The following is a 12,078-nucleotide window of genomic DNA, read 5'->3' on the forward strand; positions in this document are numbered from 1 at the left end:
CGCCGGTGCCGGTGCCGGCGCTGGTGCCGGCACCGCACTCCCAAGCGAGATATCAGGCCGACCGCATGGCGGCGAAGGGTTCAGGATCGAGTGCGGCACTGATCGCGCCCAACAGGCTGTTGGTCGAAATCGGCTTCAGCAAGCGGCCTTCGAACAGGCCGGCCTGGGAGTCCGGCAAGGCGGCGGCATCGGCTGAGCACAGGACCATCGGGGAAAATCGATTGGGTCCGTTGCCGGAGCGGATGGCCTGGGCCGTGTTCACGCCGGACAGGCCCGGCATATGCCAGTCCATCAGGATCAGGTCATAGGGCTGGGCGTCTGCCGCTATGATGGCCTCATGGCCGCCGGCGACCGCATCCACCGCCATGCCCAGAGGCTGCAGCATCAGGCTGATGACCTCGGCGATCCTTCTCTGGTCGTCAACCACCAGGACCTTCAAACCGGTCGGCAAAACCGGAGTCTCTGCTTCCTCGCTCAGTCGCGAGGCATCACACGCAGGAGCCGGAAGTTCGAACCAGAAGGTCGAGCCCTGGCCCTCAACACTGTCGACCCCGATCTCGCCGCCCATGGCCTCGACCAGGCCCCGGCAGATCGCCAGACCCAGGCCCGTACCGCCAAAGCGTCGTGAAATGGAGCCATCCACCTGCGAGAACCGCAGGAACAGTCGCGAAATCTGTTCAGGCGAAATGCCGATCCCGCTGTCGGTGACCGCCAGCCGCAAACGGCCGGTCTGCAGATCATGGGTCGCCACCAGCGAGACCTGGCCGGTCTGGGTAAACTTGATGGCATTGCCGACCAGATTGACCAGCACCTGCCGGATCCGCTTGGCGTCGCACAGCACGAAGGGCGGCAAGGCGTCGAGACCGTCACCGCGAAGATCGAGCCCCTTCTGTACCGCCTGGCCCTGCAACAGGTCCAGGGTCTCGGTGATGATCGGGCCAACAGCTGTGGCTTCGGACAGGATCTGGATCTCGCCGGCCTCGATCTTGGAGAAGTCCAGAATGTCATTGATCGTCGACAACAGGGTCCTGCCGCCGGCGGCGATACGGTCGGCGGCAAGGCGCACCCGGTCGGACAGCTCTTGCTCGCCCTGAATCTGTTGCGAATAGCCGATCACGCTGGTCAGGGGCGTGCGCAGTTCATGGCTCATATTGGCCAGGAACTCGGCCTTGGCCGCCGCTGCGGCCTCGGCCTGGTGGCGGGCCCTGATCAGGTTCTCCTCCATCTCGCGGCGCTCGGAGACATCGCGGAACGTCGAGTTGACCAGAACGGTCTGGCCGGAGTCGTCCTTGACGAGGGAGGGGCTACCCTCCAGCCAGACATAGTCACCCGCCTTGGTCCGGACGCGGGACTCGCCATGCCCGGTCGGCTTGGCACCGGTGTTCTGAAAATGGGACTGAGCCGTGCTTATCGAAGCCGCAAGATCGTCGGGATGGACAAACTCGAACATTCGCCGCCCGACCAGCTCATCCGGCCGGTAGCCGAGATTGATCGCCGAAGGCGAGGCATAGCGGATCACCCCGTCGACCCCGAACTGCAGGGTCAAATCGCGGGCGCCGTCTGCCAGAATGCGATAGCGGCGCTCGCTGGCCTCGGCCTCTAGCAGGGCTTGGCGCGTCTCCTCATGGGCCAGGGTCAGGGCGGACTCGAAGGCCTTGCGCTCGGTGATGTCGCGCGAGACGTCGATGAACTCCTTCAGCTTGCCGGTCCTTGAATCCCAAACCGCAAAGGGCCGGGACTCCATGACGCGATAGTCGCCTGTCTGATTTCGGATCCGCGACTCGACCGGTTCCAGACGAACCCCGGGCTCGGCGGCCAGACGCGCATAGTATTCCGCCAGACGGGGGACATCCTCCGGATGCATGAATTCGCTGGTATAATGACCAACCAGATCCTCGGGCTCGAAGCCGAGGATATCCTGAACGACCGGGGAGACAGCCAGGGTCCGGCCATTGGGGGCGAGGCGCATGATGATGTCGCGCGACCCCTCGATCAGCAGCCGAAACTGCTCGTCACGCTCGGCCAGGGCCTGCTCGGCCCGCTTGCGCGCCGTGATGTCCCGGATCGCATGGACCAACTCCACGATCTTGTTCGAGACGGGATCCCGCAGGACACGAGGGTGAGTCTCGATCCAGATCACCTCGCCGTCCTTGCGGACCATACGATACTCGGCGACCAACTCGTCGTTCTTGATCTGGCCGCTCAGGAGGGGCGCAAACTGGCTCACCGTCCTGGACTGATCGTCAGGATGGACCAGATGCAGCAGGTTGCGACCCTTGAGGTCCTCAATGGCAAATCCCAGCACGCGCTCGCAGGCCATCGAGACGTAGGAGATGATGCCGTCGGGTCCGCAGACGACGATCATGTCGTTGCTGTTTTCGGCGATGCGACGGTAGTGGGCTTCGCTCAGGGCCAGTTTTTCACGCATGGCCCGGCTGTCGGTCATGTCCTGAGCAACGCCGCTGACCCGGATCAGCTCACCGGTCGAGGAGGTCTGGCCTGCCAGGGACGAGGTCAGGTAACGGACCTCGCCATCGGCTCGGCGAACGCGATAGTCACAGGAAATGACCTTGTCCGGCAGGATGGCGACCTGGTTGATCGCGGCCTCGATGACCGCAATGTCGTCCGGGTGAATCTGGGAATAGAGACTGCTGAGGTCCTCGACCGGCTTGGCGGGGTCTGAGCCGTGCAGCCGATGAATGGCCGGGGAGCCTTCCCATACGCCGCTTTCCAGATCGTAGGACCATTTGCCGACCCCCAGCAGGCGCTCGGCGCTGGTCAGCTGGATCTCAGCCACATTCAGGCGTGACTCGGCGATGCGCATCGCCAGCAACACCCCGAGACTCGCGGCGACTTCGGTCAGAATGGCCTTGGCCCGGCTGCTGATCGATCGCCGGGGCACCTCGTCAATGGCATAGAGCGCGGCCAGAAAGACACCCTGCTCGTCGTGGATGGCGGCCGCCGTCAGGGAACCGCTCTTTGCCGCCGCCCGCTCGACCAGCGTGCCGTCAGCGTCGAGGCCCATGGCCAACAGTCCGTCTGTTCGCTTCAACCGGGCGATCAGGGCTTTGTCCCGCACTGAGGCCGACTCTTCGGGCCAGGCCAGCCCGATTATGTTCTGGTCGAGGATGCGGGCGACCCCCCGCAGGACCATGGTCAGGCGCGGGTCGCCCTTGGCACCGGGCGTCTGGATTCGGCGTTCAGCGGTCATCCGAACAGCCGGTCAATCTCGTTCATGGCTTCAGTCTGCTCGGGGGTCTGGACTTCGCCCTTCTTCGGCTGCCCCCCGTCGCGGAATCGGCTGATCGAGGTCATGAGGCCGCTGGCCTCGCCCGCGAGGGACTGGCTGGCACCGGTGGCCTCGGCGACCATCGCGGCATTGTTGCGGGTGATCTCGTCAATCAGGGTCACCGCTCCATGAATGGCGCTGATGCTGTCGCTCTGCTTGCGGCTGGACGCGGAAATCCCCTCCACCAGCCCGTGGATCTGCATGACGTGGCCGACGATCTCGGTCAGGACATGGCTGGTCTGGGACACCTGGTTGCCGCCGGCCGCCACCTCGGCATTGGCGCGGGTGACCAGGGCGCTGATCTCCTTGGCCGCCGAAGCCGAACGCTGGGCCAGGGCACGCACCTCCTGGGCCACCACGGCGAAGCCACGTCCGGACTCGCCGGCTCGCGCCGCCTCGACGCCGGCATTGAGCGCGAGGAGGTTGGTCTGGAAGGCGATCTCGTCGATCACCGTGCTGATCTTGCCGATCTGGCCCGATGAAGACTGGATGCGCGCCATGGCCTCAATGGCCCCGTCCATGACTGTGGTCGAGCGCTCGGCCGACTGCTTGGCGGTGGCGACGACGCTCAGGGCCTCGTCGGCGGTGCTGGTGGTGACCGCCACCTCCCGATGCAGGATTTTCAGGGATTCCGCCGATTCCCGAACCGAGGTCGCCTGCTGTTCCGTGCGCGACGACAGCCGCTCGGCGGCCCGCGACAGCTCCGAGGCCCCGAAGCTGACCGCTTCGGTCGCCTCCAGGATCGAGCCCATCACGGTACCGAGCGCCTCCATGGAAGCGTTGAAGTCGATGCGCAGCTGGTCGAAGCCCGGCCCGAAGCGCTCGGTCATGCGGATCGACAGGTCGCCAACCGCCAGGCGCTCGAGCGCATCACCCAGCTGGTCGATGATCGCTGCGTGGTCGACCGACAGACGCTCGACCTGCTCGGCCCGGGCCACCAGTTCCTGCTGATAGGACTTGATCTCGGCCTCGTCCGCCAGACGCGCCGTCTTGCGCTGCAGGGCGGCCTTCCGAAAGGTGTCGACCGAGCGCAGCATGCTGCCGATCTCGTCCCTGCGATCCAGAAACGGCGGCTCGATCTCGTACTGGCCCTCGGCGAGCCCGGCCATGTAGGTCGTGGTCTTGTGCAACGGGGCCAGCACCGTCCGGCGCAGATGCAGGATGATCAGCACGCTCACGATCAGGCCGACGCCGGCCAGGACCATGGCCTGCAGACGGGCCTGTTTCATCTGCTTGAGAACCGTTACCTCAATCGCTGCATGTTGGGCGGTGACGCGCTGCATCAGACTCTTGTGTTGCAGGCTGAGGCTGTCCAGGTCGTCCGTCAGGGCCAGGGCCGCCGTGTCGAAATCGGCCATCAGGGCATTGCCGGCAGAGGTGCCGTTGTTGACATAGGCCTGGGCCATGGTCACGCCGCTGGCATAATAGGCGTCAAACGCCGTTTGCGAGTTGGCAAGACGCTGGGCCAGTTCCGGAGCCTCCAGCTTCAGCGCCAGGGTGCGGGCCCGCGTCGCATCCTGGACGAAGCGCTGACGGAAAGCCTCGGCCTCGGCAAAGCCACTGTTCAGGCCGTCCTCGCCGCGCGTTGCCGCAATATCCTGCAGGAACTGCTGAACCTGGATGGCATCGAATTTCATCGCCGCGATGGACTGGTTCAGCTCGAACGTTGCCGTCGTAACCTGGGCATCGCGCTGGTTCTGCAGGTGCCTTTGGTTCAGGTCATGGCTCGCCGTCGCTGCCCACAGACCCGCGACCAGCACGATCAATCCGCCCATCAGGACGAGGGCGATCGACATGTCGCGGGCGATGCGTTTGCTGTCACCCTGCAGTCGCCTGGCCTTTTTCGCGGACAAGTCCATGTACATCCCCAATCTCACTGAGGATCATGGTTGCCGAAACTTAACATGCGGGAAATGGGCTTCCCGACCGGCCCCAAACTGCGACAATTTGACTTGCTGCAACGATCTGCTCAATTCGGTTGGTGTTCGTGGTGCTTGGTCAGGTGCCATGCAAGGCAAGGCCCACAGGGGTTTTGACGATAGGGCGCTTGATCGTTAAATCCCGAGGTCTGGCTTTGGCTTTTGCTGCACAGCTTGGATCGACACGGGAGGGGCGCGATGGAAATTCTGGTGGTCGAGGACGATGAGTCCATCCGTAACCTGATTGTTTCCCAGCTTCAGGACGCCGGTTTTGAGGTTGTGACCGCAGCCGATGGCCTCGAAGGCCTGGCTGCCATTCGCGAACGCCGGCCGGATGCTGTGTTGCTGGACATCAACATGCCGAGCATGGACGGTTTCACCATGCTGGAGCGGATGAAGAACGACCCTGCGACCAGCAATCTTCCGGTGCTGATGCTGTCGGCTCAAAGCTCGCCGGAGGATATCCGGCGCGCCGTCCAGCTGGGCGCTGACGACTATATCGGCAAGCCGTTCGAAAGCCGGCAATTGCTGCGCCGGGTCGACCGCATGATCCGCAAGATCACCCAGGCCTGACGGCGTTTCCGTGGCCACGCGCGACCCGATGACGCAGCTCAGAATGGGTAATGGCGACGCTTTCTAACGGCACATTAACCATCGGCGCCGAAAGCTGGATCATCGCTCTTCCAGGATCACGCCATGAAACTGTCGTCCGCGTTCGCCATCCTTGCCGGGGTGTTCGCCCTGTTCCTCGCGATTGCGGGAGGCGTGGTCTGGAAAAGCATCGAGACCCTGCGGATCGGCGGTGCCAATTACCAACACATCATCGACAAGAAGGACGCCATTGCCGACGTCCTGCCGCCGCCGATCTATGTCATCGAAGCCTATATGACCGCGCATATTGCCGAGGATGTGCCGGACAACTTTGCCGCCAACAAGGCGACGCTGACGCGACTGAAATCCGAGTACGATCAGCGCATGACCTATTGGCGAGGCAGGGACCTCGCGCCGGAGATCAAGGCCGCGATGTTCGGCGACACCGATCGCTATGCTCAGCAGTTCTGGACGATTGTTGAACAGGGCCTCCTGCCGGCCATTGAGCGCGGCGACCGCGCCGAGGTTGAGATCCAGGTGCAGCAGATGTCCGCCGCCTTCGCCCAGCACCGGGAGGCCGTCAATCGCATGGTGCCGGTCATCCAGGCCGAGGCCGCCCGTCAGGAAGAGAATGCCCAGAAGGCGCAGACCTTCACTTTCGGCATCCTGATGGCTCTCGCCCTCGCCACCGTCGCGCTTCTGGCTGCGGCATCCATCATTATCCGCAAGCACATGCTGGCCCCGCTTGAAGACACCACTGGCCTGATGAACGCCCTGGCCAACGGCGACCTGAATGTCCGCTCGCATCATGCCAAGCGGTCCGACGAGATCGGTGACTTGGCCAAGGCGCTCGAGAAGTTCCGCACCAATGCCCAGGAGCGTCAGCGTCTGGAGGCGGCCACGTCCAGCCAGAAGGACATCGAGGTCGAGCGCGCCAAGCGCATGTCTGACCTGGTCGAAGCCTTCACCCGCAAGCTCGACGACGTGATCGGCGGGCTGACCACCTCGTCGCAGGAACTGCACAGCTCCGCGCTCAATCTCGACAACAGCTCGACCAATGCCAGCCGCCAGGCTGAACAGGCCGATGAAGCCGCGCGCAATACCTCCAGCCACATCGAGGAAATCGCGGCCGCCACCGGCCAGCTGCGCATCGCGGTCGAGGAAATCTCCAGCCGGATCGCGGAGTCGGCCCGCATCTCCAGCGAAGCCGAAGCGATCGGCATGGAAACCGAAAAGGTCATCGAGCAACTGGCCGATGCGACCCGTCAGGTCGAGGAAGTGACATCCCTGATCAGTGACGTGGCCGACCAGACCAACCTCCTGGCCCTGAACGCCACGATCGAAGCCGCCCGCGCCGGTCAGGCCGGCCAGGGCTTTGCGGTCGTCGCCGCCGAGGTCAAGCAACTGGCCACCCAGACCACCAACTCGACCGGCGCGATCTCCAAGCGGATCGCCGAGATCCAGCAGGTCAGCCGCACCACGGCCACGGGCGTGCGTTCGGTCCTGACGGCCATGACCCAGGTGCGCGAAATCTGCGCTGCGGTCGCAGCGGCGGTCGAGGAACAGGCGGCGACCACCAGCGATATCTCCGATCGTGCCCTCGGCGCCGCCCGCGGGGCCTCCTCGGCGGCCCGCGGGGTCGAGAGCATGACCATGGCCACCGCCGAAGCCGGCGAGTCCAGCCGCCGCCTGCTCGACACTTCGGGCCGGGTCAACGAAGCCACCGATACCCTGCGCCGCGAGGCCGACGCCTTCTTCAAGGCCCTGAAGGCGGCCTGAAGCTAAAGGCTGGCGCTCAAGCGAACGGCACCGAAACGATAGGGCCCTGCAGGTCGCTCCCCTGGATGGAGGCAGACCTGCAGGGCTTTGTCTTTTCAGGCGCGCCCGGACGATCAATGCCGGTCATGCCGGGCTGCACGGACCTGCCAGGCTCAAGACGGGATCAGCGGCAATAGTGCCGATAGCCGTCATTGCCGAGATAGGTGCCGCTCCGCGCATCGAACGAGCGATAGCGACGGCTGCAGGCCCTGGTCCAGCGCCGGTTGTTCAGGCGGCTGTTGGCAAAGGTACGATCATTGCCTGACCCGGTAATGGCCGCGCCCAGGACAAAGCCCAGAAAGCCGGCTTCGATCGCCGAGGAGTTGTCGCGGCGCATCGATCCATAGTTGCGATCATAATAGCCACGGCCCTGTCGGCGGTCGACATAGCGGCGATCGCGAAAAGCCTCGCGGCTCTGGACCCGGGTCGCCGGCCGGTTGTTTGACCGCTCCTGCCGGTCATTCCGATCATGGTCATTGGACCGATACTGGACGGTCTGCAGGCCTGTCTGGCCCTGGTCAGCCCGAACCACGAAGTCCTTGGACAGGGGTATGGCGTGCGAAGCGCTTGCGACGCTTGTACAGACCAGAATAGCGCTCAGCGCCATCATTTGAATCGATAGAATCTTGCGCATGGCGCTCTCCGGGAGAGCAGGATGCGCCCCGCAGAGTAAACACCTCTGCCCAGTTCAGGTTGCACGGCCGGAAGCCGAAACCTGATCCAAACGTTCAGAGCGTCGCCACGCCTTTCGGCTCGATGATTATTTGATCGAAATCAAATAATCATCGAAAGATCGTAACCCAGGCACCCAAGCCCAAGGGTTATGTGCCCGACCAGGTTTCGAAGGCCGAGCCCGCCACAGCCCGCTTCAGTCCGGGAGAGTTGAAGACAAAGGCGACCTGACCCGCGCGGTTGACGGCGATGACTCCACCGTCGCCACCCAGCCGTCCAACGCTGTCGATCATCCCCTGACAGGCCGCCTCGAGCGAAACGCCAAGATAGCGGCGCCGCGCAGAGACGTCGAAGGCCGCCGCGGTGAGAATGAAGAACTCGCCGACCCCGGTACAGGACACCGCCACTTCCTCGTCGGCCCAGACCCCGGCCCCCGGCAGGGGTGTGTCGCCGACCCGGCCCGGCCGCTTGCCGAACACGCCGCCGGTCGAGGTCGCGGCGGCCAGCCTGCCGCTCTGATCCAGGGCCGCCGCTCCGACCGTGCCGTGCGCCAGGGCCAGGGTTTCAGCCTCGATGTCGGCGGCGGTGACACCGACCGGCATGCGGAAATAGCGGTCGGGATCGACGATCTGCTCCAGGCCCTGCTGACGCGCGAAGTCCGAAGCCCCCTCCCCGGCCAGCAGCACATGGGGCGTGGCCTCCATCACGCGACGGGCCGCGACAATGGGGCTGGCCGCATCCCGGATCGCGCAGACCGCGCCCGCCTTGTGGCGCGCCCCGTCCATGATCGAGGCGTCCATCTCGACCAGACCCTTGGCATTGGGCGCTGAGCCGCGCCCGGCCACAAAGAGGCCGCTGGCCTCCATCTCGCGCACCGCGATCTCCACGGCATCGATGGCCGGCAGCCCATCGGCCAGCTGGCTCGACAGTTGCTCCGCCAGGTCGCGCAGATAGTCCGTCGCCTCGCTGTAGTCGCGCCCCGGCGTAACGCCGGCGCCGCCGTGCAGGGCGATCACATGGGGGGGAGAGCTCATCGAAAACCTATGGCTTTATAACAACTTGAATGGGCGAAATGTCGAAAGCCACGTCGATGATCGTATCGTGATCGTGGCCGTCGGCATCTCGCCCCTGATAGGCCGCCGTGGCGGGTGTCCGGGCAAAGCCATAGAGGACGCCCCGGCCGCCGGGGACAAAAGATGGCCGCTCGATCCGGCGAGCCGTTGCGACGCCGACCAGATCCTCGGCGAGCCAGGTGTCGAGGCGGCTGGCGGGCACCGCAAGACCTTCGGCCATACGAACACGCGGGGAAGCTGAACGCGAGACCCTGACCGGACGCTTGTTGTCGGCCGGGGCGACCGCCAGGGTCGTCAGATCAAGACGATCGCCGCCGCTGATGACGGTCAGCCGGGCCTGTCCGAGACGAAAGTCTGACTTCCGTGCCGCGATCTCGGCCTTCCTGGCATCGAGCACGGTGACGCCCCTCGCGCCGATTGCGCGGGCACTGCGCCGCGACAGATCGACCACCAGGGCGGTGTTTTCGTCAATGCCGAAGCCCAGGCGCTGGGCTTTAGGCAGGACCGCAGTCGCCCGCGCCAGCCGGCCCAGCCGGGCCCGCCGGTCGAAATGCTGATCGACAAGCACGCCCGGGAAGAAGCCCAGACCGCGCCCGAGGGCCAGGGCTTCACCGTCCGGCGTGTCGGATCCGCCAACCGGATGAAGCAGGGCCGGCAGGCTGTCGCCCTGCAGGATCATCGGCTCGCTCATGATGGCCGCTCCAGCGCTGGTTCCACCGATCACCGCCCCTTCAGCGAGGCGGCGGCGGATCGCCGTCAGCAAGGGCGTGTCCTCGCCCTTTGTCGTCTTCAGGGTGGCGACAATCCTGGCCTGATCCCCGCCAACGAACCAGATGCCGTCGGCCACAGTGGCCTTGGCCACCTCTTCCGGAGCTAGGCCGCCGGAGGTCCAGCGCGACTCGTCCACCTCCGGCGTCGTCTCGTCATCCCGCACCGCGACCCTGCTGACGGCAATCTGGCTGGCCTCGACGCCGCGCCGCACGAGCTGGGCCGTGAAAGCCCGCGCAGAGTCACTGGGTGCCCCGGAGGCGGCCGGGATGATCAGAAAGCGCGGTGCCACACCAGGCCCGGCATGGGCCCTGGCCGCCTCGATAAAGGCGGCATGGACGGCGTCATTGTCCGGCGACAGGGCCCCGCCGACGATGACCAGGGTTCCGTCCCGGGCCGCGACAGGCCCCGCGAACAGGACCGCTGCCAGGGCAATCAGCCACCGGCGCATCAGTTATACCCCGTCAGCTGAGCCACGAGGACAAAGGCCGCCGCCAGGGCCAGCAGACCCAGGAGCGGCTTCCAGATAAAGGACAGCCAGGTCGAAAAGCCCAGCCGCCCGGCCGCGAGGCAACCCATCAGGGAGGCCGAGGTCGGGGCAATGATGTTGGTCAGGCCGTCACCCAGCTGGAAGGCCAGGACAGCCGTCTGGCGCGTGACGCCCGAGAGGTCCGACAGCGGAGCCATCAGGGGCATGGTCAGGGCCGCCTGGCCCGAACCCGAAACGATCAGCAGATTGATGGCGCTCTGGAAACCGAGCATCCCCCAGGCCGTCGCCCAGTTGGGCAGCAGGGCCGTCAGGCCGCTCATGCCATTCAGGAGGGCATTGAGCAGGCTCAACTGGTCGGGCTTGTCGCCGCCCAGCATCAGGATGATGCCCTTGGCGACCCCGACCACCAGGGCGGCCGGCGCCAGCTGTGCCGCACCGTCGCTGAAGGCCCGCACCAGGTCATTGGAATCGACACCGCCGAGCTTGAACAGCCGCCCCACGAGGCCTGCCGCCAGACCCAGGGCAAAGAACTGGGCGGCGATCTCGGCCAGATAGTAGCCCTTCTCGACCACGCCCCATGCCACCCAGGCCACGGTCAGCAGGAGGAGCACAAGGATTATGCCATCCCCCGTGCCGAAACGCCCCATCGAGCCGACGCTGGCCGTATCGCGCCAGCGCGAGTCCGACTCATAGGCCTTGGACAGAGTCGGGGTCAGGCGGACCCGCCGGGCGTACCAGGCCAGGAAGGCCAGACCGGCACCGGTGAACACGAACCACATCACGATGCGCAGCCCCATGCCCGACAGGGCCGGCAGACCGGAAATGCTCTGGGCGATGACAAGGCCGAAGGGATTCATCCAGGACGCGGAAAAGCCGATCTGGGTGGCCACGTAACAGGTCAGCATGCCGGTGATGCTGTCATAGCCGCTGCGCACCAGGACCGGAGTAACGATCAGGCTGATGGCGATGGCTTCCTCGCTCATGCCGAACACCGCGCCAGCCAGCGAGAAGGCGACGAACAGGCCCATGATCAAGAACTCGCCGGGCCTGGATTTGGGCTTGTCCGGATCGCCGATCAGGGCCGTCAGGGCGCGATCGACCGCCCCGGTCCGCATGATGACGCCAAAGACGCCGCCGATGACCAGGATGAAGGCCATCAGCCCGACCGTCGCCGAGCCACGATCGCCGGTGACCAGACCTTCGAAGGGGAAGTTCAGCAGACCGACATTCTGCTCGTCGCCGAAGACCGGCGCGCCCTTGGGATGAGCGGCGGCGCTGTATGCGGCCGGGTCGATACGTCCCGACGGCGTCAGCCCGAACTGTCCCGGCGCGAACAGCCAGGTGCTGGCATAGGCGGCCAGGGCCAGCAGCAGCAGGATCAGGAAGGTGTCGGGGATCTTGCTCTTGGCCACCGGCGGAGCAGCGGAAGGGTCGGTAGAGGGGGGAACCATGGAATGG

At 65.3% G+C, this 12,078-nt stretch carries 8 protein-coding genes and 1 pseudogene; 3 read left to right on the top strand and 6 right to left on the bottom strand.

Translation table 11 applies throughout. The features are described 5' to 3' along the window. Positions 1–52: 52 nt before the first annotated feature. Entirely contained in the window at positions 53–3,211 is a 3,159-nt protein-coding gene (locus AQ619_RS12650) for a hybrid sensor histidine kinase/response regulator (protein WP_062148119.1), read from the bottom strand. Further along, positions 3,208–5,148, bottom strand: a complete 1,941-nt coding sequence (locus AQ619_RS12655) for a methyl-accepting chemotaxis protein (RefSeq protein ID WP_062148122.1) — start codon at positions 5,146–5,148, stop codon at positions 3,208–3,210. Before AQ619_RS12655 ends, AQ619_RS12650 begins: the two co-directional genes overlap by 4 nt. A 258-nt stretch (positions 5,149–5,406) precedes the next feature. Here AQ619_RS12655 and AQ619_RS12660 point away from each other — a divergent pair, with 258 nt between their 5' ends. The 3 genes and pseudogenes from AQ619_RS12660 to AQ619_RS19565 all read left to right on the top strand — a co-directional run bounded on the left by AQ619_RS12660 (position 5,407) and on the right by AQ619_RS19565 (position 7,578). Then, positions 5,407–5,781 (top strand): response regulator, encoded by a 375-nt coding sequence (locus AQ619_RS12660; protein ID WP_062148125.1) that lies wholly within the window; start codon positions 5,407–5,409, stop codon positions 5,779–5,781. Between the two features lie 750 nt (positions 5,782–6,531). Further along, positions 6,532–6,663: pseudogene (locus AQ619_RS19560) on the top strand (HAMP domain-containing protein); the annotation flags it as partial. Between the two features lie 78 nt (positions 6,664–6,741). Next, entirely contained in the window at positions 6,742–7,578 is an 837-nt protein-coding gene (locus tag AQ619_RS19565) for a methyl-accepting chemotaxis protein (RefSeq protein ID WP_417282000.1), read from the top strand. Positions 7,579–7,741: 163 nt separating this feature from the next. Here the strand turns inward: AQ619_RS19565 and AQ619_RS19265 are convergent, their stop codons facing one another. The 4 genes from AQ619_RS19265 to yfcC all read right to left on the bottom strand — a co-directional run bounded on the left by AQ619_RS19265 (position 7,742) and on the right by yfcC (position 12,071). Beyond that, on the bottom strand, positions 7,742–8,251 hold the full coding sequence (locus AQ619_RS19265) for a BA14K family protein (RefSeq protein WP_062148131.1): 510 nt from the start codon (positions 8,249–8,251) through the stop codon (positions 7,742–7,744). A 187-nt stretch (positions 8,252–8,438) separates the two neighbouring features. After that, positions 8,439–9,323 carry an isoaspartyl peptidase/L-asparaginase family protein gene (locus AQ619_RS12675; protein WP_062148134.1) on the bottom strand — a complete coding sequence of 295 codons (885 nt, stop codon included), beginning with the start codon at positions 9,321–9,323 and terminating at the stop codon, positions 8,439–8,441. Positions 9,324–9,330: 7 nt separating this feature from the next. Then, positions 9,331–10,581, bottom strand: a complete 1,251-nt coding sequence (locus tag AQ619_RS12680) for a cyanophycinase (RefSeq protein ID WP_062148137.1) — start codon at positions 10,579–10,581, stop codon at positions 9,331–9,333. Further along, complete coding sequence (gene yfcC / locus AQ619_RS12685) at positions 10,581–12,071, bottom strand: putative basic amino acid antiporter YfcC (RefSeq protein ID WP_062148140.1); 1,491 nt, start codon at positions 12,069–12,071, stop codon at positions 10,581–10,583. Before yfcC ends, AQ619_RS12680 begins: the two co-directional genes overlap by 1 nt. Positions 12,072–12,078 lie beyond the last annotated feature (7 nt).

This window comes from Caulobacter henricii, from assembly GCF_001414055.1.
Classification (GTDB): Bacteria; Pseudomonadota; Alphaproteobacteria; order Caulobacterales; family Caulobacteraceae; genus Caulobacter; species Caulobacter henricii.